The sequence below is a fragment of the Pseudomonas sp. MF6394 genome, assembly GCF_002018845.1.
In the GTDB taxonomy this organism is placed as follows: Bacteria; Pseudomonadota; Gammaproteobacteria; order Pseudomonadales; family Pseudomonadaceae; genus Aquipseudomonas; species Aquipseudomonas lactis.
This window is the reverse complement of sequence record NZ_MVOJ01000020.1, coordinates 22368-44201: the sequence shown is the minus strand read 5'-3', so window position 1 is coordinate 44201 and position 21834 is coordinate 22368. Positions and strand designations below refer to the sequence as shown.

Here is a 21834-nt window from a genome sequence, read left to right as displayed (position 1 = left end):
TTGCTCGCGAAAGCAGAGTGTCAGTCGCCGAATGTGTTTATGACACACCGCATTCGCGAGCAAGCCCGCTCCCACATAAGGGCTGTGTTTTGACCCCGATCTGTCTTTTCCTCCAGAAGCGCCGCACACCCACCGGTGTGCAGGTGCTCACCGCGTGAGATTGCGTTATGGATGGTATTTTCCTGCAGCAACTGGTCAACGGCCTGACCCTCGGGTCGGTCTATGGCCTGATCGCCATCGGCTACACAATGGTCTATGGCATCATTGGCATGATCAACTTCGCCCACGGCGAGGTTTATATGATTTCCGCTTACCTCGCGGCGATCAGTCTGGCACTGCTGGCTTACTTCGGCATCGAATCCTTCCCGCTGCTCATTCTCGGTACCTTGATCTTCACCGTGGTCGTCACCGGCGTGTACGGTTGGGTGATTGAGCGTGTCGCCTACAAACCGTTGCGTAACTCCACCCGCCTGGCTCCGCTGATCAGCGCCATCGGCATCTCGCTGATCCTGCAGAACTACGCGCAGATCGCCCAGGGTGCCAAGCAACAAGGTATTCCCACCTTGCTGGCCGGCGCCTGGCGCGTCGATATCGGCACCGGATTTGTGCAACTGACCTACACCAAAGTGTTCATCCTGGTCGCCGCTTTTGCCGGCATGGCCTTGCTCACCTACATCATCAAATACACCAAGCTGGGCCGCATGTGCCGCGCTACCCAGCAAGACCGCAAGATGGCCTCGATCCTGGGCATCAACACCGACCGCGTGATCTCCTACGTGTTTGTCATCGGTGCCGCCATGGCCGCCCTGGCCGGCGTGCTCATCACCCTCAACTACGGCACCTTCGACTTCTATGCCGGCTTCATCATCGGCATCAAGGCGTTTACCGCAGCGGTACTCGGCGGCATCGGCTCCCTGCCTGGGGCGATGCTCGGCGGGATCATCCTCGGTATCTCCGAGTCGCTGTTCTCGGGGTTGATCAACTCTGACTACAAAGACGTGTTCAGTTTCTCCCTGCTGGTGGTGATTCTGATTTTCCGTCCCCAGGGCCTGCTTGGTCGCCCACTCGTGGCTAAGGTGTAAACATGTCTGCTGCCAAATCCATTGATATCAAGAAAAGTGTGGTCGATACGGTGCTCGCGGGGCTGATTTCGCTGATCGTGTTCGGCCCGATTGTCGGCGTGGTGCTCGACGGCTACAGCTTCAACCTGGAACCTGCGCGGGTTGCCGTGCTGGTCGCCATCGTCATGGCCGGGCGCTTTGCCCTGAGCCTGTTCCTGCAAACCCCCAAGGGCGTGAAGATCCTGCAAGGGTTTGAGAGCAGCGGCTCCGGCGTGCACGTGCTGCCACCGGACTACAAGTCGCGGCTGCGCTGGATCATTCCGGCGCTGATCGTGATCGCCATCGTGTTCCCGATCTTTGCCAACAAGTACCTGCTGACCGTGGTGATCCTGGGGCTGATCTACGTGTTGCTCGGCCTGGGGTTGAACATCGTGGTGGGCCTGGCGGGCCTGCTCGACCTGGGTTACGTGGCCTTCTACGCCATCGGTGCCTACGGCCTGGCGCTGGGTTATCAATACCTGGGCCTGGGCTTCTGGACCGTGCTGCCACTGGCGGCCATCGCGGCGGCGTTGGCGGGGTGCATACTCGGCTTCCCGGTGCTGCGAATGCACGGTGACTACCTGGCCATCGTGACCCTGGGTTTTGGTGAAATCATTCGCCTGGTGCTCAACAACTGGCTGTCGTTTACCGGCGGCCCGAACGGTATGCCGGTGCCGTCACCGACCTTTCTGGGTCTGGAGTTCGGCAAGCGTGCAAAGGATGGCGGCATTCCGTTTCACGAGTTTTTCGGCATCGATTACAACCCTAATATCAAGTTCATGTTCATCTACATCGTGCTGTTCTTGGTGGTGCTGGCCGTGCTGTACATCAAGCATCGCCTGACGCGCATGCCGGTCGGTCGCGCCTGGGAAGCGCTGCGCGAAGATGAAATCGCCTGCCGCTCCATGGGCCTGAACCATGTGCTGGTCAAACTCTCGGCCTTCACCATCGGCGCGTCCACGGCCGGTTTGGCCGGGGTGTTCTTTGCCAGCTACCAAGGCTTCGTCAACCCGTCGTCTTTTACGTTCTTTGAGTCGGCGTTGATCCTCGCCATCGTGGTGTTGGGCGGCATGGGCTCGACGGTCGGCGTGGTGATCGCGGCGTTCGTGTTGACCGTTGCGCCGGAACTGCTGCGCAGCTTCTCTGAATACCGCGTACTGCTGTTTGGGGTGCTGATGGTGGTGATGATGATCTGGCGACCGCGCGGCTTGATTCGCATCAGCCGTACCGGCGTGACGCCACGTAAGGGGGTAGCGCCATGAGCAAGGAAGTCGTGCTGTCCGTCGAACACCTGATGATGCACTTCGGGGGCATCAAGGCCCTCAGTGATGTGAGCCTGCAGGTCAAACGCAACTCGATCTTCGCCCTGATCGGCCCCAACGGCGCCGGCAAGACCACGGTGTTCAACTGCCTCACTGGCTTCTACAAAGCCAGTGGCGGCAAGATCGAACTCAACGTGCGAGGCAAGCAAACCAACGTCATCCAACTGCTCGGCGAGCGCTTTGAGGCCACCGACTTCGTGTCGCCCAAAAGCTTCCTCAGCCGTGTGTACTACAAGATGTTCGGTGGCACCCACCTGGTGAATCGCGCGGGCCTTGCGCGCACCTTCCAGAACATTCGCCTGTTCAAGGAAATGTCGGTGCTGGAAAACCTGCTGGTGGCCCAGCACATGTGGGTCAACCGCAACATGCTTGCCGGCATCCTCAACACCAAGGGCTACCGCAAGGCCGAAAGCGATGCGCTGGATTGCGCGTTCTACTGGCTGGAAGTGGTCGACCTGGTGGACTGCGCCAACCGCCTGGCCGGCGAGCTCTCCTACGGCCAGCAGCGCCGCCTGGAGATCGCCCGCGCCATGTGCACGCGGCCGCAGATCATCTGCCTGGATGAACCGGCAGCGGGCCTCAACCCTCAGGAAACCGAAGCCCTCAGCGCGATGATTCGCCTGCTGCGCGACGAACACGACCTCACGGTGGTGCTGATCGAACACGACATGGGCATGGTGATGAGTATTTCCGACCACATTGTGGTGCTGGACCACGGCAACGTGATTGCCGAAGGCGGCCCGGACGCGATCCGCAACGACCCGAAAGTGATCGCCGCCTACCTGGGCGCGGATGAAGAGGAGCTGGTATGAGTGCACCTATCCTCGAAATGAAGGACCTGGACGTGTTCTACGGCCCGATCCAGGCCCTGAAAAAAGTCTCGCTGCACATCAACGAAGGCGAAACCGTCAGCCTGATCGGCTCCAATGGCGCGGGTAAATCCACGTTGCTGATGTCGATCTTCGGTCAGCCTCGGGCCGAGTCGGGGCAGATTCTGTACAACGGCGTCGACATTACCCACAAGTCGTCCCACTACATCGCTTCCAACGGCATTGCGCAGTCGCCGGAAGGGCGGCGGGTGTTCCCTGACATGACCGTCGAGGAAAACCTGCTGATGGGCACCATCCCTATTGGCGACAAGTTCGCCAGTGAAGACATGCAGCGCATGTTTGAGCTGTTCCCCAGGCTCAAGGAGCGGCGCAACCAGCGGGCGATGACCATGTCCGGTGGTGAGCAGCAAATGCTCGCCATCGCCCGTGCGCTGATGAGCCGGCCCAAGCTGTTGCTGCTCGATGAGCCAAGCCTGGGGTTGGCGCCGATTGTGGTGAAGCAGATCTTTTCCACCCTGCGCGAATTGGCGTCCACTGGGATGACCATCTTCCTAGTGGAGCAGAACGCCAACCATGCGCTGCGCCTGTCGGACCGGGCCTATGTGATGGTCAACGGTGAGATCCGCCTGACGGGCACCGGCAAGGAGTTGCTGGTGAACGAGGAAGTGCGCAACGCCTACCTGGGCGGTCACTGACCTAAAGCGGCGCGGTTCCCCTGTGGTAGCGGGCTTGCTCGCGAATGCGGTGTACCAGTATCAGATGTTTTGACTGAGACACCGCATTCGCGAGCAAGCCCGCTCCCACAGTTGTTTTGCGGTGTTCACAAGGCTAGCGCCAAATTGTGGAAAACAAATCCAGCCCACCTCAAAAGCGCGACATATAGCCGCCGCAAATCCCTGTTTTGTCACAGTTTTGACTTGTCCCCATCCACTGTGGAACCGGCTGTGGGTAACGTGGGAGTAGCTGGCTGAAAGCCTTTAACTACGTGGCTTACAGCTCTGTGGTTGTTTTTTGATCAGTGTGTTTTTCACGAGCGCCCCAGGGGTTTGTCAACCTGTTTAAAGACACAGGTATATGAACCAAATAAGTCATTCCTGCCTGTGGATAAGTCTGTGACTAAACTCTGGAAAGACGCGCGCAGGGGCCGGAATGACTGGCCTGGAGCCATCGTTGTGTTTTTCTGCATTTGTCAGTGCCTACATAGGCGTTCCCCCAGGTCAAGCAAAAAACTTTCTAAAACCGCCTGCAACCCTTGTACACAGCGGCTTTGAGCCATTTGCACTTGCCCCCAAAGACTGTGGGCGCAGTTGTGGATAACCTGCGCGCATATGGCTGCAAGCCACGGTTTATAAGGCTTTAATAGTGTTGATTAAAAAATGACCAGTTGCGCAGGCATGTGCGTGCATAGCGGTTGCCGCAACGGCGACGTAAGGGCATTCTGCTGGCTGTTTTTTTCCCGATGCCCGCAAGGAGAACACCATGTCCGACACGCTGTTTATCACTGGCGCCACTTCAGGTTTCGGCGAAGCCTGTGCCCGTCGTTTTGCCGAAGCCGGCTGGAAACTGGTGCTCACCGGTCGTCGTGCCGAGCGCTTGAACGCTTTGGTCGAAGAGCTTTCCAAGCAGACCGAAGTGCATGGCCTGGTGGTGGATGTGCGCGACCGTAAAGGCATGGAGGAGGCCATCGCCAACCTGCCGCCGTCGTTCGCCACGCTGCGCGGCCTGATCAACAACGCAGGTCTCGCCGTGGGCACCGACCCTGCACCCAAGTGCGACCTCGACGATTGGGAAACCATGGTCGATACCAACATCAAGGGCCTGCTGACCACCACTAACCTGCTGTTGCCGCGCCTGATTGCCCATGGCCGCGGTGCCGGGATCATCAACCTGGGTTCCATCGCCGGTAACTACCCGTACCCGGGCAGCCATGTATACGGCGGTTCCAAGGCGTTCGTGAAGCAGTTCTCGTTGAACCTGCGCTGCGACTTGCAAGGCACCGGCGTACGGGTGACCAATATCGAGCCGGGCTTGTGTGAAAGCGAGTTCTCCCTGGTGCGCTTCGGCGGTGACCAGGCACGTTACGACGCCACCTATGCAGGTGCCGAACCGATCCAGCCACAGGATATTGCCGATACGATTTTCTGGGTGATGAACACCCCGGCGCACGTGAACATCAACCGCCTGGAGTTGATGCCGGTGAGCCAGACCTGGGCTGGGTTTGCGATTGAGCGTGGGGCCAAGGGCTAAGCACCTGCGCCACACACTGTAGGAGCGAGCTTGCTCGCGAAAAACGTTAACGATGACGCGGGTATCCTGAATGCACGCGGCGCGCTCAGGTTTTTCGCGAGCAAGCTCGCTCCTACAGTAAATGGCGGCAAATCGGCCAAAATGCGACATAAGGTACACTGCCCGCCTGAAAACCCCACCGCACCCAGCGGTTTAAAGGTTTTGACAGGAGGCAATGTGAGTAACCGAGGTGAGCAGGCACTGCTCAAACAATCGACCATCCTGATGTTCGCAGTCGCGATCGCCGGGATTGTCACGGGTGTGATATCCGGCGCCCAATCCATTCTGTTTGACGGCTTTTTCTCGCTGATCGCCACCGCCATCAAGGTGCTGATGCTGATCACGGCCAAGCTGATCGCCAAGAAAAGCAACGAGCGTTTCCAATTCGGCTATTGGCACCTGGAGCCGATGGTGCTGCTGATAGAAGGCAGTTTCCTGCTGTTGATCGCCATTTATGCGTTCCTCAATGGCGTGTTCGGCATTATCAATGGCGGGCGCGAAATCGAGTTGGGGCTGGTGATCATTTATGCGGCGGTGTTTACCGTCGTGGAGTTCGCGTACTTCTTCTATGTGCGCTACCGCAATCGCACACTCAAGTCGTCATTGATCCAGTTCGACAACATCAGCTGGCTGGTGGACGCGATGCTGTCGGTGGGTTTGCTGATCAGCTTCCTGGCCGCGCTGTTGCTAAAGTCGCAGGGCTATGGCGAGTGGGCGGTCTACGTCGACCCGTTGATCCTGATCCTGCTGGCCCTGAGCATGCTGGCGCCGGCATTCAAGATTTTGCGCCCAGCGTTGCGCGAAGTATTGGGCATCGCGCCGGATCATTTGGACGACAAGGTCCGCGAAGTGATGGACGCGGCGCAGGCCAAGCATGGTTTCGACGACTACGTGTCCTATGTGCAGAAGCACGGGCGCGCGCGGTTTATCGAGATTCATGTGGTGCTGCCGGCGGATTACCCGGTAGATAACGTCGCCACCCTTGATGGGCTGCGTGAGGAGATATCCACAGGGCTGGGGGCGGCGGATGCGGCGCGGTGGTTGACGATCAGTTTTACCGGGGATCGCAAGTGGATTGCCTAAAGTCTGTTAGAGCGAGGTGAGGCTATCGCAGGCAAGCCAGCTCCCACATTTAAATGTGCGAACACTATCAACTGTGGGAGCTGGCTTGCCTGCGATGGGGCCCTACAGGTCAGCCCAGATGCCGGACCAAACCCTGATAGCAAGTCGCTAAATGATAAGGCGTTGTCGAAGGCATATCCCGCCGGCTCACCTTACCCTCGGCATCCAGGCATTCATGCCAACCCTTTGCATGCAAAAAGCGCTGTTGCAGCGCCTGCAACTGACGCTGCAGCACTGCTTCGCTACCTGGCCGCAAGGTCAGCGCCCGCAGGTACTCCGCCTGCGCCCAGATCCGTTGGGTACCGTCGCGCACCGTGCCATCCAGCGCGAGCATGCCGCTGACCGCGCCGCTTAACTTATCCACACCCTTTTGCTCGGCATAGGCAAATGCCCGTGTCAGCGACCCATGCAGCGCGGTGCCGCGCAGCACAGCTGAAGATTCGAGCAAAAAGAACCATTCGAACTGGTGCCCCGGCTCAAACCAGTTATCCACAGCGCCCAAAGGTTTTTCCATCATCACGCCGTGCTCGCGGTCGATGAAGCGTTGCTGCATGGCCGTCGCCAATGCCAGCAGGGCCGCTTGTACCTCGGCATCCTCACGCACCGCGAGGGTGGCCAGGAAACCTTCTGCCAAGTGCATCAACGGGTTTTGCAAAGGGCCTGCGTTGAGCGAGGCCCAGTTGCGCTCCAGTACCGCCTCGTACAACCCGTCGCCGGTGGCAAAGCGTTGGGCGACGACTTCCAGGGCGGCGTTGAGCACCGACTCTACCAGCGGTTCACGCACCTTGGCCCAGTAATGGGCGCAGGCAAAAATAATGAAGGCGTGGGTGTAGAGGTCTTTGCGCTTGTCCAGCGGCTGGCCGGCGGGGTCGATGCTGTAGAACCAGCCACCGTGTTCGGCATCATGAAAGTGCCGTTGCAGGGAGCGAAACAGCGCCGCCGCACGTTCTTCGGCGAACGCCGCGCCGGGCTCGCCGATCAGGCTGGCGAACAGGTACAACTGCCGGGCGCAGGCCATGGCGCGATAGCGCTGTGGGGGCAGTGGCAGGTGGTCGGCGTCCAGGGCCTCAAAGGGCAGTGCCAGGTCGGCATTCCAGCCCGGGCCTTGCCAGAGGGGCACGATCAGGTCATGGAAGTGCGTGAGCACAGGCGTCAGGGAAGAGGCGGAAGCGATGGGCATTGGCTGGCGTCGTCACGGCAGGGGTGTTTGCCGCGCATGGTAGCAGGCTTGGGATCGGTGGTGTTTGTACTGGCGCTATCGCGGGCAAGCCCGCTCCCACATTTTTGAAGTGTGAACCCTCTCAAATGTGGGAGCTGGCTTGCCTGCGATGAGGCCCTTACAGGCGCTGACGATCAGCCCGCCAGCAACCAAACCCCAGTCGCCGCCGAAGCCGCCCCGGCCACTCGCACCAGTGGCGCTGCAGCCGCCGGCAAAAAGCGCACCACCGCATAACCCGCAGCGTGCAACACGGCAGTCGCCCCCACAAACCCAGCCGCATACGCCCAAGGGCTGGTCATATCCGGCAGTTCCAGGCCATGGGCCACGCCGTGAAACAGTGCAAACAGGGCCGTGGCGCCTACCGCCACGAACAGCGGTGGCCGTACCGCCAATGCTACCGCCAGGCCCAACGCCAGCACCGAGGCGGCAATCCCGCTTTCCAGCGCCGGCAGTTGCAGCCCTTCAAAACCCAGCACGCCGCCGATCAGCATGGTGCCGACGAAGGTGCACGGCAGCGCCCAGCGCGCGGCGCCTTTTTGCTGCGCAGCCCAGAGGCCCACCGCAAGCATGGCCAGCAAGTGATCGAGGCCGCCCAGGGGATGGCTGATACCGGCCACCAGGCCATTGTCGCCGTGGCCCGGATGGGCGAAGGCCAGGGCCGGGGCGAGCAGCAGCGCGGCGGCGGCGAAAAGTCTGTTGAGTCTCATGGACAGGTTCCTTATGGGTTGATCAGGCGGCGGTCAGCAGGCCCTGGCGTTCGATGAAGGCGACAATGTCATCCAGGCCGACCCCGGTTTTCTGGTTGCTGAACACAAAGGGTTTGCCGTTGCGCATGCGCTGGGTGTCGCTGTTCATCAGTTCCAGCGAGGCGCCGACCAGCGGGGCCAGGTCGATCTTGTTGATCACCAGCAGGTCGGATTTGCAAATACCGGGCCCGCCCTTGCGTGGCAGCTTGTCGCCCGCAGACACATCGATCACATAGATGGTGAGGTCCGACAGTTCCGGGCTGAAGGTGGCCGACAGGTTGTCGCCGCCGGACTCCACCAGAATCAGGTCCAGGCCCGGAAAACGGCGGTTGAGTTGGTCCACGGCCTCCAGGTTGATCGAGGCGTCTTCGCGAATCGCCGTGTGCGGGCAGCCACCGGTTTCCACACCGATGATGCGCTCCGGCGCCAGGGCCTGGTTACGCACCAGGAAGTCGGCGTCTTCGCGGGTATAGATGTCGTTGGTGACCACCGCCAGGTTATAGCGATCGCGTAGCGCCAGGCACAGGGCCAGGGTCAGGGCAGTCTTGCCCGAGCCTACCGGGCCGCCGATACCAACGCGCAGGGGTTGTGTGTTCATGTGCTTCTCCACAATCAGGAACGGAACAGGCGGCTGTACTGGCGCTCGTGGGCCATGCACGCCAGGGACAGGCCAAAAGCGGCGCTGCCCAAATGGTTAGGGTTAATGCGTTCGGCATCCTGCTGGGCTTGTTGCAGCAGCGGCAGCAGCTCGCTGGTCAGGCGCTGGGCGGCTTGCTGGCCCAATGGCAGGGTTTTCATCAGCACCGCCAATTGGTTTTCCAGCCAGCTCCACAGCCAGGCGGCAAGGGCATCGCCAGGGCTGATGTGCCAGGCGCGCGCGGCCAAGGCCCAGCCAAGGGCCAGGTGCGGTTCGTCGCGTTGGGCGAGAAAGTCACGGGCGCTGTCGTCCAGTTCCGGCAAGCCGTTGAGCAGTTGTTGCAAGGAGTAGCCCATCTGGCGGCTCTCCTGATACAGCTCGCGGGTCTCACGGCTGGCGCGGTGCTCGTCGCACCACTGCGCCAGTTGGGCCCAGTCCTGCTCAGCGGCGGCGCGGCAATGGGCGAGCAACAGCGGCGCTTCGAAACGCGCCAGGTTGAGCAGCAACTGGTCACTGATCCAGCGTCGGGCGCTCGCGGCGTCCTGTACGCGGCCGCTCTCCACCGCCATTTCCAGGCCCTGGGAATAGCTGTAGCCGCCAATCGGCAATTGCGGACTGGCCAGGCGTAGCAGCGCCCAGGCTGGGTTCATAGACGCACGCCGAACTGATGCAGCTTGGGCGCGTAATTGAAGTCTTCATCACCATGGCGCGAATGATGATGGCCACCGCCATAGGCGCCGTGCTCGGGTTGAAACGGCGCTTCTATGGTCTGCGCATCGGCGCCTAGCTGTTCAAGCATGGCCTTGAGCACGTAGTCATCGAGCAGGCGCAGCCAGCCGTCACCGACTTGCAGGGCCACATGGCGATTGCCCAGGTGATAGGCGGCACGGGTCAGCTCAAAGGCATTGCGGCAGGTGACGTGCAGCAGTTGTTCAGGTCGGGCGCACACCCGTACGACGCGTCCGTCTTCTGCCTGTAGGAATTCGCCATCGTGCAAGGGCGGCTGGCCCCGCTCCAAAAACAGGCCGACGTCTTCACCGTCGGCACTGAAACAGCGCAGACGGCTTTTGCTGCGGGCTTCGAAGTTGAGCAGCAACTCGGCGGCCCAGAGGGCTTGGGGGGCGATTCGGCGGTGTATCACCAGCATCAGAGAGCTTCCAGCTGTGAGCGATGAAAGACCTAGAGCAAGGGGCTTGCCAATCATGGAATTGAGTAGGAATTCCCTGTAGTCAGGCAGGCATGCTGCTCAATAGGGCGTCGGATAATTCGGTGCGTGTATCAATTTGGTGCGTGTCGATGTTTATAGCACCGGCGAAGGGCGTTTTGCGTTGATGGTGGCGCTCAGCTTGATGAAATTTCTTTCATCTTTTTCTCAGTAGGCGGTTTTTAGGATTTGTCCTACGAATCATGAGGATTTGGAGTTCATGAGATTACTTGAGGGTTCTTTAGGCTATGCGCCCTGTTTAATGCCACCGCGACGTTTATCATGCTTCGATCAATTTTCTGTATATGCCTGGTCAGCCTGACCTTCTTTATTTCATCGGCATCGGCCAACTTTCAGCCTCGCGCCACCTTCGGTTCGTCGCTGCAAAGCCTCAAGCCAGCCTCCATCGACGACGTGATCGACCGCGCCCATGAGTTGCTGGGCACGCCCTACAAGTGGGGCGGCACTTCTGCAGAGCAGGGCTTTGATTGCAGCAGCTTCCTGGTGTATCTGTTCAAGACCCAGGCCAATATCCAGATACCGCGCACCACCACGGCCATGCACCGCTCATCGGCGGCGACCATCAAGCGCAATGCGTTGAAACCTGGGGATGCGGTGTTTTTCAAAGGCAACGGGCGCGGCCAGGTCAGCCATGTCGGCCTTTATATCGGCCAAGGCAAATTCATCCATTCGCCGCGCACCGGCAAAACCATTCGTATCGATTCATTGAGCAATAGCTACTGGAACAAGCACTACACCACTGCCAAGCGTTTCCACACGGCGGGTTGATTGCTTTATTCGGTGCTGCCCAGCCCTTGCCAATGCTTGAGGCCGATAAAGATAAAGCGCAGTTGTTGGGTGATCTTTGCCTGGGGCGTGAGGTGGGCCGGCAAGGCGTGGGCCGGTGGGTCAATGATATCGGGCAGGGTGGCGAACACGCTCTTGACGATCAGGTCGGCCATCACATGCAAACCTTCCGCATCCAGGTGCTGCAACTTGGGCATCAACGTCAGGTCGGCGGCCAAATCGCGGGTGATGTCTTCGCGCAGGGCGGCGATGGCTTGGCGCACGGCCAGGCAGCCGCCGTACTGTTCGCGGGCCAGAAACAAAAATTGCGAACGGTTGGCCGAGACTACATCGAGAAAGATGCGCACCGAGGCATCGATGATGCCGCCCATCACGAATTCGTTGTGGCGCACCAGGCGGATCGTGGCGCGGAAGGTCTGGCCGACTTCGCTGACCAACACCAGCCCGAGCTGGTCCATATCGGCGAAATGGCGGTAGAAACCGGTGGGCACGATACCCGCGGTCTTGGCCACTTCGCGCAGGCTCAGGCTGCCAAACCCACGGCCACACTCCATCAGATGGCGGGCTGCGTCCATCAGGGCGAGGCGGGTTTGTTGCTTTTGTTCGGCGCGGGGCAGCATGAGCGGATGAGCTTTGTCGGCAAGTACAGCGACGCACTCTAGCAAAAGCGCTTTGCCGGCGTCGAACTTGGCAGGGGCGGGGCGTGACGCGGTCTATATAAAAGCAAAAGCCCGATCGGCAGATCGGGCTTTTTTCTGGGCCACCACAGGCTTAGCTCTGTGCTTGATGCAGTTCTTGCAGACGGTCGGCACCGCCTTCAGCAACGCCTTCGGTGTAGGCGCGTTTGTTGGCTTGTTCAGCACCGCCTTCAACCAGACCTTTCTCTTGCAGGCGGTTGTAGCCATTTTCAGCCACGGCGCCTTTGGCGTAGTCACGGTTTTCGTCTTCTTGCGAACCGCTGCGAGCTACGGTTTGGCTGGTTTGCACGGCTTGGGCTTTGTTCTGTGGGGTGGCCTGTTCGGCGGCTGGCAGGGCAAAAGCGCTGGAGGCCAGGACAGATAACAGAACGGTAGCGAGTAATTGGCGTTTCATGATGGTTGCTCCTTGGGAGGGCGATAAAGTGGGTACAGGGCTAATGTTACCCTTGATAAGTCGATATAAAAGTTCATAAACACAATGGTAATAATCAACAGAATTGATTGTTCTCCCCGGAGGCTCTAGATCGAGCCTCTCAAGCCCGCGGCTTTGCACCGATGTGGGTATTTTCGACACGAACCTGGGTAACAATGGTGCGTCGTCGATGGGAAAAATGGTCTGGTTGATCAGGAAAATCGCTTTTTTCGGCTAAATCCGCCGTTGCGTTAAACCCCCAGGCACTTTGCCAGTCGTAGTCCTATAAGCTGTTTAAAAGGCTGTTGCCCAGCCAGTCGTATTCAGGAGTCCTGTGCAATGACGCGCACTCGTAAAATCGTCGCTTGGAGCTGCGCCAGCTTCGTTCTGTTAATGGCCATCGTGGTACTGGTGTTGGTGTTCTTCGACTGGAACCGCATCAAGCCGCCCCTCAATGCCAAGGTCTCCGAAGAACTGCATCGTCCGTTCGCCATTAACGGCAACCTCGCGGTGGTGTGGCAGCGTGAGCCCGATGAAGGCGGCTGGCGCGCCTGGGTGCCGTGGCCCCATGTGATTGCCGAAGACCTGACCCTGGGTAACCCCGATTGGTCGAAACAACCGCAGATGGTCACGCTCAAGAAGGTTGAGCTGCGCATATCGCCCCTGGCCTTGCTGGTGCAGCGTGTGGTGATCCCGCGCATCGACCTCACCGAACCCAGTGCCCAGTTGCAGCGCCTGGCGGATGGCCGCGCCAACTGGACCTTCAAGTTCGACCCCAAGGACCCCAACGCCGAACCGTCCAACTGGGTGGTGGACATCGGCGCCATCGGCTTCGACAAAGGCCATGTGACCCTTGACGATCAAAGCCTCAAGACCCAGCTGGATGTGATCATCGACCCGCTGGGCAAGCCGATTCCCTTTGGCGAAATCGTCGGCGACGCCGATGCCAAGAAGGCCTTGGAAAAAGGCTCGGCGCCCCAGGACTACGCGTTCGGCCTCAAGGTCAAAGGCCAGTACCACGGGCAGAAGCTTGCGGGTACGGGCAAGATCGGTGGCTTGCTGGCCTTGCAGGACGCGGCCAAGCCGTTCCCGCTGCAAGCCCAGGTCAAGATCGCGGACACCAGCATCGCTCTGGCCGGCACCCTGACCGACCCGCTGAACCTCGGCGCCCTGGACCTGCGCCTGAAACTGTCGGGCAGCAGCCTGGGCAACCTGTACCCGCTGACCGGCGTGACCCTGCCGGACTCGCCGGCCTATTCCACCGACGGCCATCTGATCGCCAAACTGCATGAAGCCAGCGGCGCCTCCTTCCGCTACGAGAACTTCAACGGCAAGATCGGCAACAGCGACATCCACGGCGACCTGGCCTATGTCGCCAGCCAGCCACGGCCCAAGCTCAGCGGCGCGCTGGTGTCCAACCAGTTGCTGATGGATGACTTGGCGCCTTTGATCGGCGCGGACTCCAACGCCAAGCAAAAAGCCCGTGGCGGTGAAAGCAAACAGCCGGCGACCAAAGTGCTGCCGGTTGAGGAGTTCCGCACCGAGCGTTGGCACGATATGGATGCCGACGTCGAGTTCACTGGCAAACGCATCGTCCACAGCGCCGATTTGCCCTTCACTGATCTCTACACCCACCTGGTGCTCAACGACGGCCAACTGAGCCTCGAACCCCTGCGTTTCGGCGTGGCCGGTGGCAAGCTCGATGCGCAGATTCGCTTGAACGGTCGCACCACGCCGATGGAAGGTCGCGCCAAACTCACGGCGCGTAACTTCAAGCTCAAGCAGTTGTTCCCCACCTTCGAACCGATGAAAACCAGCTTTGGTGAACTCAACGGCGACGCCGATATTGCCGGGCGCGGTAACTCCGTGGCGGCACTGTTGGGCACCTCCAACGGCGACCTGAAGATGCTCATCAACGATGGCGCCATTAGCCGTAGCCTGATGGAAATCGCCGGGCTCAACGTGGGCAACTACGTGGTGGGGCGTCTGTTCGGCGACGAGGAAGTGAAGATCAACTGCGCGGCGGCGGACTTTGGCATCAAGACGGGCCTGGCGACCACGCGGTTGTTTGTGTTCGATACCGAGAACGCGATCATCTACATCGATGGCACCGCGAATATGGCCACTGAGCAGTTGGACCTGACCATCACGCCGGAATCCAAGGGCTTTCGCCTGTTCTCCCTGCGTTCACCGCTGTACGTCAACGGGCCGTTCATCAAGCCCAATGCCGGGGTCAAGGCCATCCCGCTGGCACTGCGCGGTGCGGGCATGGTCGCTCTGGGTGTGATTGCCGGGCCTGCTGCGGGCTTGCTCGCCTTGGTGGCCCCAAGTGGTGGCGAGCCCAATGAGTGCGCACCGTTGCTGCAACAGATGAAGGAAGGCAAGGCGCCAAAAACTGTTAAGTAACTGTGGGAGCGGGCTTGCCTGCGATAGCGGAGTATCAGTCAATGATTTATCAACTGATCCAACGCTATCGCGGGCAAGCCCGCTCCCACAGTGGGGTGTTGCAGTGTTAGTGGTTACAGGTCCTGCAGAATATCCGCCATATCGTCGGCGTGTTCTTCTTCCTGGGCCAGGATGTCTTCGAAGATGCGACGGGTCGTCGGGTCTTTATCACCGATGTACTGGATGATCTCGCGGTAGCTGTCTACCGCGATCCGCTCGGCCACCAGGTCTTCGTAGACCATTTCCTTCAAGGTGTTGCCGGCCACGTATTGCGCATGGGAGTTCTTGGACAGCAGGTCGGGGTTGAACTCCGGCTCGCCGCCCAGCTGCACAATGCGCTCGGCCAGTTTGTCGGCGTGCTCGGCTTCCTGGGTGGCATGTTCCAGGAACTCATCGGCAGCCACGCTGGCCTTGAGGCCGTTGGCCATGAAGTAGTGACGCTTGTAGCGCAGCACGCAGACCAGTTCGGTGGCCAGCGACTCGTTGAGCAGGCGGATGATTTCTTCGCGGTCGGCGTCGTAGCCTTCGGTCACGGCGCCGTTTTCGACGTTCTGGCGGGCGCGGCTGCGCAGGGTTGCAACGTCAGTCAATTGTGCTTGAGTCATTTCAATCTCCTGGGGCTAATCCGGTTGTACGCCGCGCTCTGCCGGCGGGGTCGTTATCAGGTGTGAGTCCTGGGCGGCGCAAAAAGTTTTATTGGATTTGCCGGCGGGTGTCATCTTCTGGTCGCGGGCGTGGGCTAGCCTGACTTTATTCCGTCTGGATCAAGGACGTTAGGCCCATGCCGCAGTCGTTAGCTACACGTTACCCCTTGGTGCTGGTGCCCGGCATGCTGGGTTTTGTACGCCTGGGGTGGTTCCCCTACTGGTACGGCATCGTCCCGGCGCTGCGGGCTGGTGGGGCGCAGGTATTTGCTGTGCAGGTTGCGCCGCTGGATTCCAGCGAGGTGCGCGGTGAGCAGTTACTGGTGCAGATCGAGCGGATTCTGCGCGAGACCGGCGCCGACAAGGTCAACCTGATCGGGCATAGCCAGGGCTCGCTCACCGCTCGTTATGCGGCGGCCACGCGCCCGCAATGGGTGGCCTCGGTGACCTCGGTGGCCGGGCCCAACCATGGCTCGGAACTGGCCGATCATATCCACGCCCATTACCCGGTCGACAGCGTCAAAGGCCGGCTGATGAGCGCAGCGTTTCACTTGGCCGCCTGGGTGATGGGGCTGTTGGAAACCGGCTATCGCGGGCCGCGCTTCAAGGCCGATCTGCCGGCCTCGCACCAGTCCCTGACCAGCGCGGGTGTGGCGCTGTTCAATCGCCAATATCCCCAGGGGTTGCCCCAGGAATGGGGTGGGCAGGGAGTGGAGGAGGTCAACGGTGTGCGCTATTACTCGTGGTCCGGCATCTTGCAGCCGGGCAAGACCGACCGCGGGCGCAACTTGCTGGATGGGACAAATCGCAGTTGCCGCTGGTTCGCCCGCAGCTTTGTGCGGGAGAAGGGCCAGTGTGACGGCCTGGTCGGGCGTTACAGCTCACACCTGGGCACGGTGATCGGCGATGACTACGCCTTGGACCACTTCGATATCGTCAACCAGTCCCTGGGGCTGGTGGGCAAGGGGGCCGAGCCGATCCGCTTGTTTGTCGAGCATGCCCGGCGGCTGAAGGCGGCCGGGGTTTAACCGGGCAGCCGCGTTATCGTTCTTCGCAGGCAAGCCAGCTCCTACCTTTGAAATGCATTCCCCTGTGGGGCTTGCCTGCGATAGCGATGGCTCAGGCCACGCTGACCCTTCGGCCAACCGGCGTGGTCCAACGCTCCGACAAAATCACCCCACCCAAGGTCAGCAAACCGCCCACCAAGTGATACAGCGCCAACTCTTCCTTGAGCACCAGCGCCGCAATCAGCGCGGTAATCAAGGGCAGCAGGTTGAAAAACAGCGTGGTACGGCTTGGCCCCAGGGTCTTCACCGAGTGCATCCACGCCAACGGCGCCAGCATCGACGCCAGCAGGCACGCATACAGCACCAGCGGGATATTCGCCCAGCCCAGACCTGCCTTGGCCGAGAACAGGTACAGCGGAAACAGCACCACCACCGCCACCAGCACCTGCAAATACAGGAGCACCAACGGCGGCAGGCGCAGCTGCCATTTTTTCAGCAGGGTGCTGTAGACCGCGTAGGCCAGCGTGGCAATCAGCATCATGCCGTCGCCCAGGTTGACCCCATGTTGCAACAGCGCGCCCAGGCTGCCGGCTGATACCACCACTACCACGCCTGCGAACGACAGCACCGCGCCGGTCAAGGCGCCAAAGGTCAGGCGTTGACCAAGGCTGATGATCGCGGCGGTCAGCGCCATCAATGGCATCAGCGACAGGATGATGCCCATGTTGGTGGCGCTGGTCAGCGTCGCGGCGTAGTAAGCCAGGCTTTGATACACCGCCATGCCGAGCACGCCGAGGATAAAGATCTTGCCCAGGTTGGGGCGGATCTGCGGCCAGTGGGCGACCACCGGTTTGAGCATGAACGGCGTGAACAGCAACGCTGCGAACAGCCAGCGATAAAAGCCGATTTCAGCCGGAAAGATCGAGCCCACGGCCAATTTGTTGACCACGGTGTTGCCGGCCCAGATAAAGATAGCCAGCAGTGGATACGCGTATTGCATTGAAAAGAAACCCAGTGTGTTGACGAGGCAGGATTATCCTCTGTCTGGATCGAAGCCTATACTGCGATCCAGACAACTGAGCGTTGAATCCAGACAACATGTCCCGACACACCGTCCGCCTGCCCGATTTCGCCCGCCTGCCAAGCCCGGTGTACTTTCGGTACTCCGATTTTGCCCCGGACACCGAATGCACCCCGCACCAGCACACCTGGGGATCGCTGGATTACTCGGCCAGCGGCGTGATGCGCATGGAAGTGGCGGGTAATCGCTTTATGTCGCCACCGCAGTACGCGGTGTGGGTGCCACCGCATACCGAGCACAGCTCCTACAATGCCGAGGCGATTGTCTACCACTCCGTAGGCCTGGCGCCGCAGCTGTGCGAGCAGTTGCCTCAGCAGCCTTGCACGTTGGCGATCAGCGACATTCTCAAGGCGATCCTCAAGGATTTCGCTCTGCGCGACGTCAATGCACCGCGCACCGACGCCGACATCCGCCTGGCCCAAGTGCTGGTGGACCAGCTCCGGCAAGCGCCGGTCCACGATTGTTTCCTGCCCTACGCCCGCCACCCTGGATTGCTTGGGGTCTTGGAGGGCATGCAGGCAGAGCCGGGAGATAATCGCCCGCTGGTGCAATGGGCCGAACAGGTGCATGTGAGCGAGCGCACCCTGGCGCGCCAGTTTGTGCGCGAGTTGGGCATGAGCTTCGGCGAATGGCGCCAGCGCCTGCGCTACCTGGCGGCCATCGAAGCGCTGGACAGCGACCGCAGCGTGCAACACGTGGCGTTTGATCTGGGCTACAGCACCGCCTCGGCGTTTATCGCCATGTTCCAGCGCCACGCTGGCTGCACGCCGGAGCAATACCGACGGGCGAATATTCGTGGCCGGTGAAGTTGTAACAGGTTTTGACTACACTGCGCGGTAGGCCGTGCCCGTCGGCACGGTAACAGGGAGAAAACTCCATGAAGATGCTGCGTATTCCGTTGTTGATGATGGGCCTGCTGATGTGTGCCCAGGGTTTTGCCGCCACTGCCCAGCAGAACAAAATGACCACCTGCAATGCCGAGGCCACCACCAAGACGCTCAAGGGCGATGACCGCAAGGCCTTCATGAAGACCTGCCTGTCGGCACCTGCCGCCAACGACGCCAAGACCTTGACTCCGCAGCAGCAGAAGATGAAAGACTGCAATGCGTCGGCGAAAACCCAAGCCTTGGCCGGTGATGCACGCAAAACCTTCATGAGCACCTGCCTGAAGAAATAATAGCCCCGGGCCATAGAAGGCTGCGACACTCGCACACAGCCCCTTTGTAGGCGCGAGCTTGCTCGCGAAAAACGTGAACGATCACACGGGCGCCCTGACTAAACGAGGCGCTCTTGCGTTTTTCGCGAGCAAGCTCGCTCCTACAACATCCTTCAACGCCGTTTGTTTTGAGGCTGTATGCCAACGTTTTCTCAGCGTCATGTGTTGTTGCTGTCCAGCTACATCATCATTTTCGGCGGGTTGCTGCTGGTACTGCCGCTGAAATTGCTGCCCAGCCTGCTGGCCGGCCTGTTGGTCTATGAGCTGGTCAACATGCTCACCCCTCAACTGCAACGCCTGATCGAAGGCCGGCGCGCGCGTTGGCTGGCGGTGGCTTTGCTGGGCACCCTGATCGTCAGCGTGCTGGCCTTGATCTTTGCCGGCGCCATCAGCTTCCTGCTTCACGAAGCGGAAAACCCCGGGGCTTCCCTGGATAAATTCATGGGCGTGGTCGACCGTGCGCGCGGCCAATTGCCGCCGTCCATCGACGCTTACCTGCCCGCCAGCGCCGCGGAGTTTCGCGTGGCTATTGGCGATTGGCTGAGCAAGCACCTGAGCGAACTGCAACTGGTCGGCAAAGACGCCGCCCACATGTTCGTCACCTTGCTGATTGGCATGGTGCTGGGGGCGATCATCGCCTTGCAGCGCGTGCCCGACCTGACCAAGCGCAAGCCCCTGGCCGCCGCACTGTTCGATCGCCTGCACCTGCTGGTCCAGGCGTTTCGCAACATCGTTTTTGCCCAGATCAAGATCGCCGCGCTGAACACGGCCTTCACCGCGGTGTTCCTGGCGGTGGTGCTGCCGTTGTGTGGCATCCATCTGCCCTTGACCAAGACCCTGATCGTGCTGACCTTCCTGCTTGGCCTGCTGCCGGTGATCGGCAACCTGATCTCCAACACCCTGATCACCATCGTGGCGCTGTCGCTATCGATCTGGGTGGCGGTGGCGGCGCTGGGGTATTTGATCGTGATCCACAAGGTCGAGTACTTCCTCAACGCGCGTATTGTCGGCGGGCAGATCAGTGCCAAGTCATGGGAGTTGCTGTTGGCGATGCTGGTGTTTGAGGCGGCGTTCGGCCTGCCGGGGGTGGTGGCGGGGCCGATTTACTATGCCTATCTCAAGAGCGAGCTGAAGCTTGGGGGGATGGTTTAGGCCCTGTGTCGCCTGGGCTGACGCCATCGCGGGCAAGCCCGCTCCCACATTGAAATGCGATCCCCTGTGGGAGCTGGCTTGCCTGCGATGACGGCCTCACAGCCGGCCCCTGTCTATCTGACCCCCCGCGATCAAACTGTGGGAGCGGGCTTGCTCGCGAAGGCGGCCTGACAGTCAACGCAGTTCGATTGTGTATATATCCATTGCTGCGGTAACGGCCACTTAGGGTTCCGCCCTGACGGCGGGTCACTTTGGAAAAGCCCCAAAGTAACCAAAGGGCTCTTGCCCCACCACTCGGCACCTCGCTTGGGCTCGGTGTGCCCGTAATCCGCCAGTGATTTGGGGGGCCGCCGCCACGCGCCATCCATGGCGCGGGGCGGCTAAACCGGCATCCCTGCCGGTTTACCCCCCAAATCCCTGTCGAATTCCGGCCAGCGTGGTTTAACGGGGCGCCTGAGATCAAAAGCAGATCAAGAGCAAGATCAAGAGCGGCTCGCTTCGCATCGTGGTTACCGTCGGAGGGGCGTGCCACGGTTTCAACTGAAACTCAGCAACCGTAACGCTTGCTCGCCTCAATCGCCAAACCACTGCCAATACTGCCGAAGATATTGCCTTCCACATGCCGCGCATTCGGCAGCATTGCCGAGATGCTGTGGCGCAGTGCCGGGATGCCGCTGGAGCCGCCGGTGAAGAACACGGTATCCACCTGCGCCACGCTCACCGAGGCGTCGTTGAGCAACTGCGTGACGCTGCCGCGTACACGTTCCAGCAAGCTGTCGATGGACGACTCGAACAGTGCGCGGCTCAGGTCTACGCTCAGGCCCGCTTCGATGCGGTCCAGCGGCACGTGGCGGCTGTCTTGGTGGGTGAGCTGGATCTTGGTTTCTTCCACTTCCATGGCCAACCAGTGCCCGGCGCGCTGTTCGATCAGTTTGAACAGGCGGTCGATGCCGCCGGTGTCTTCGATGTCGTAGCGCATGCTGCCCAGGGCCAGCTGGGATTTTTGTGAGTACACCGAGTTGATGGTGTGCCAGGTGGCCAGGTTCATGTGGTGGCTGGTGGGCATGTAGGCGCCGCTTTTCATGCGGCTGCCGTAGCCGAACAGCGGCATCATGCCTTGTAGGCTGAGCTGTTTGTCGAAGTCGGTACCACCGATGTGTACGCCGCCGGTGGCGAGGATGTCGCTCTGGCGGTTGTCGTTGTGACGACGCTCCGGCGACAGGCGCACCAGGGAGAAGTCGGAGGTACCACCGCCGATGTCGACGATCAGCACCAGCTCTTCTTTGGTGATGGTGGACTCGTAGTCGAAGGCGGCAGCAATCGGTTCGTACTGAAAGGAGATGTCCTTGAAGCCGATCTTGCGCGCCACGTCCACCAGGGTGTTTTCTGCTTCCTGGTCGGCCATCGGGTCGTCATCGACGAAGAACACCGGGCGGCCCAGCACCACTTCTTCGAACTCACGGCCGGCGTTGGCTTCGGCGCGGCTCTTGAGTTGGCCGATAAACAGTGCCAGCAGGTCGGTGAAGGGCATGGCAGTGCCGAGCACGCTGGTGTCGTGCTTGATCAGCTTGGAACCCAGCAGGCTCTTGAGCGAGCGCATCAGGCGGCCTTCGTAGTTCTCCAGGTATTCGTGCAGCGCCAGGCGACCGTAGACCGGGCGGCGCTCCTCGAAGTTGAAGAACACCACTGACGGCAGGGTGATCTTGTCGTCCTCCAGCGCGATCAGCGTCTCCTCGCCGGGGCGGATCCAGCCGACGGTGGAGTTGGACGTGCCGAAGTCGATGCCGCAGGCACGGGCTGGGGATGCGTTTTTCATGTCTCACAGGTTCCGGGCAAAAAACGGCCGCGCAGTGTATGCCACTGGCGCGCGGATGCGTAGACCGGTGATCCGTAAATCCACCGGCAT

The 21834-nt window shown here is 60.5% G+C and carries 22 protein-coding genes and 1 pseudogene; 13 read left to right on the top strand and 10 right to left on the bottom strand.

Annotation, left to right across the window (positions count from 1 at the left end):
- Positions 1-167 precede the first annotated feature (167 nt).
- The 7 genes and pseudogenes from MF6394_RS19975 to MF6394_RS19945 all read left to right on the top strand — a co-directional run bounded on the left by MF6394_RS19975 (position 168) and on the right by MF6394_RS19945 (position 6621).
- Positions 168-1082 carry an ABC transporter permease subunit gene (locus MF6394_RS19975; RefSeq protein WP_003188099.1) on the top strand — a complete coding sequence of 305 codons (915 nt, stop codon included), beginning with the start codon at positions 168-170 and terminating at the stop codon, positions 1080-1082.
- A 2-nt stretch (positions 1083-1084) separates the two neighbouring features.
- A complete protein-coding gene (gene livM / locus MF6394_RS19970) occupies positions 1085-2362 on the top strand; it encodes a high-affinity branched-chain amino acid ABC transporter permease LivM (RefSeq protein ID WP_003188100.1) in 1278 nt (425 codons plus the stop codon).
- Positions 2359-3234: an ABC transporter ATP-binding protein gene (locus tag MF6394_RS19965; protein WP_003188102.1), complete on the top strand. Its 876-nt coding sequence runs from the start codon at positions 2359-2361 to the stop codon at positions 3232-3234. The genes livM and MF6394_RS19965 overlap by 4 nt, the downstream gene beginning before the upstream one ends.
- Positions 3231-3947: an ABC transporter ATP-binding protein gene (locus MF6394_RS19960; protein WP_005784287.1), complete on the top strand. Its 717-nt coding sequence runs from the start codon at positions 3231-3233 to the stop codon at positions 3945-3947. The genes MF6394_RS19965 and MF6394_RS19960 overlap by 4 nt, the downstream gene beginning before the upstream one ends.
- 784 nt (positions 3948-4731) lie before the next feature.
- Positions 4732-5499: an SDR family oxidoreductase gene (locus MF6394_RS19950; RefSeq protein WP_003188104.1), complete on the top strand. Its 768-nt coding sequence runs from the start codon at positions 4732-4734 to the stop codon at positions 5497-5499.
- 30 nt (positions 5500-5529) lie between these two features.
- A pseudogene (locus tag MF6394_RS35045) lies at positions 5530-5619 on the top strand (outer membrane lipoprotein carrier protein LolA); the annotation flags it as partial.
- A 96-nt stretch (positions 5620-5715) separates the two neighbouring features.
- Positions 5716-6621, top strand: a complete 906-nt coding sequence (locus tag MF6394_RS19945) for a cation diffusion facilitator family transporter (protein ID WP_003188105.1) — start codon at positions 5716-5718, stop codon at positions 6619-6621.
- Between the two features lie 109 nt (positions 6622-6730).
- Here MF6394_RS19945 and MF6394_RS19940 read toward each other — a convergent pair whose 3' ends face one another.
- The 5 genes from MF6394_RS19940 to ureE all read right to left on the bottom strand — a co-directional run bounded on the left by MF6394_RS19940 (position 6731) and on the right by ureE (position 10409).
- Complete coding sequence (locus MF6394_RS19940; RefSeq protein ID WP_078467375.1) at positions 6731-7840, bottom strand: AGE family epimerase/isomerase; 1110 nt, start codon at positions 7838-7840, stop codon at positions 6731-6733.
- A gap of 173 nt (positions 7841-8013) precedes the next feature.
- A complete protein-coding gene (locus MF6394_RS19935) occupies positions 8014-8586 on the bottom strand; it encodes a HupE/UreJ family protein (RefSeq protein ID WP_034125669.1) in 573 nt (190 codons plus the stop codon).
- Between the two features lie 22 nt (positions 8587-8608).
- Positions 8609-9223: an urease accessory protein UreG gene (ureG, locus tag MF6394_RS19930; RefSeq protein WP_003188109.1), complete on the bottom strand. Its 615-nt coding sequence runs from the start codon at positions 9221-9223 to the stop codon at positions 8609-8611.
- Positions 9224-9237: 14 nt separating this feature from the next.
- Positions 9238-9912, bottom strand: coding sequence for an urease accessory protein UreF (locus tag MF6394_RS19925; RefSeq protein ID WP_078467374.1), 675 nt, complete (start codon positions 9910-9912; stop codon positions 9238-9240).
- The gene (ureE, locus tag MF6394_RS19920; protein WP_003188112.1) at positions 9909-10409 is read right to left on the bottom strand and encodes an urease accessory protein UreE; all 501 of its coding nucleotides are present in this window, start codon (positions 10407-10409) and stop codon (positions 9909-9911) included. The genes MF6394_RS19925 and ureE overlap by 4 nt, the downstream gene beginning before the upstream one ends.
- A gap of 339 nt (positions 10410-10748) precedes the next feature.
- On the opposite strand from ureE, the gene MF6394_RS19915 reads away from it, so the two are divergent.
- Complete coding sequence (locus tag MF6394_RS19915) at positions 10749-11255, top strand: C40 family peptidase (RefSeq protein ID WP_003188113.1); 507 nt, start codon at positions 10749-10751, stop codon at positions 11253-11255.
- A 5-nt stretch (positions 11256-11260) separates the two neighbouring features.
- On the opposite strand, the gene MF6394_RS19910 is transcribed toward MF6394_RS19915, so the two are convergent.
- Together MF6394_RS19910 and MF6394_RS19905 are read right to left on the bottom strand one after the other, a co-directional pair.
- The gene (locus MF6394_RS19910) at positions 11261-11893 is read right to left on the bottom strand and encodes a TetR family transcriptional regulator (protein WP_003188114.1); all 633 of its coding nucleotides are present in this window, start codon (positions 11891-11893) and stop codon (positions 11261-11263) included.
- A gap of 151 nt (positions 11894-12044) precedes the next feature.
- Entirely contained in the window at positions 12045-12365 is a 321-nt protein-coding gene (locus tag MF6394_RS19905) for a hypothetical protein (RefSeq protein ID WP_003188116.1), read from the bottom strand.
- Positions 12366-12722: 357 nt separating this feature from the next.
- Between MF6394_RS19905 and MF6394_RS19900 the strand changes: the two genes are divergently transcribed.
- Positions 12723-14789 carry an AsmA family protein gene (locus MF6394_RS19900; RefSeq protein ID WP_044271037.1) on the top strand — a complete coding sequence of 689 codons (2067 nt, stop codon included), beginning with the start codon at positions 12723-12725 and terminating at the stop codon, positions 14787-14789.
- Between the two features lie 113 nt (positions 14790-14902).
- On the opposite strand, the gene MF6394_RS19895 is transcribed toward MF6394_RS19900, so the two are convergent.
- A complete protein-coding gene (locus MF6394_RS19895) occupies positions 14903-15433 on the bottom strand; it encodes a ferritin-like domain-containing protein (protein WP_003188119.1) in 531 nt (176 codons plus the stop codon).
- A 176-nt stretch (positions 15434-15609) separates the two neighbouring features.
- Here MF6394_RS19895 and MF6394_RS19890 point away from each other — a divergent pair, with 176 nt between their 5' ends.
- Complete coding sequence (locus MF6394_RS19890) at positions 15610-16500, top strand: esterase/lipase family protein (protein ID WP_047712456.1); 891 nt, start codon at positions 15610-15612, stop codon at positions 16498-16500.
- A 91-nt stretch (positions 16501-16591) separates the two neighbouring features.
- On the opposite strand, the gene MF6394_RS19885 is transcribed toward MF6394_RS19890, so the two are convergent.
- Positions 16592-17479 (bottom strand): DMT family transporter, encoded by an 888-nt coding sequence (locus MF6394_RS19885; RefSeq protein ID WP_044271043.1) that lies wholly within the window; start codon positions 17477-17479, stop codon positions 16592-16594.
- A 98-nt stretch (positions 17480-17577) separates the two neighbouring features.
- Between MF6394_RS19885 and MF6394_RS19880 the strand changes: the two genes are divergently transcribed.
- The 3 genes from MF6394_RS19880 to MF6394_RS19865 all read left to right on the top strand — a co-directional run bounded on the left by MF6394_RS19880 (position 17578) and on the right by MF6394_RS19865 (position 19928).
- Positions 17578-18366 carry an AraC family transcriptional regulator gene (locus MF6394_RS19880; RefSeq protein WP_078467373.1) on the top strand — a complete coding sequence of 263 codons (789 nt, stop codon included), beginning with the start codon at positions 17578-17580 and terminating at the stop codon, positions 18364-18366.
- A gap of 71 nt (positions 18367-18437) precedes the next feature.
- Entirely contained in the window at positions 18438-18737 is a 300-nt protein-coding gene (locus MF6394_RS19875) for a PsiF family protein (RefSeq protein WP_003188123.1), read from the top strand.
- Between the two features lie 177 nt (positions 18738-18914).
- A complete protein-coding gene (locus MF6394_RS19865; protein WP_003188124.1) occupies positions 18915-19928 on the top strand; it encodes an AI-2E family transporter in 1014 nt (337 codons plus the stop codon).
- Between the two features lie 547 nt (positions 19929-20475).
- On the opposite strand, the gene MF6394_RS19855 is transcribed toward MF6394_RS19865, so the two are convergent.
- Complete coding sequence (locus tag MF6394_RS19855) at positions 20476-21744, bottom strand: Hsp70 family protein (protein WP_032893792.1); 1269 nt, start codon at positions 21742-21744, stop codon at positions 20476-20478.
- Between the last annotated feature and the right edge of the window lie 90 nt (positions 21745-21834).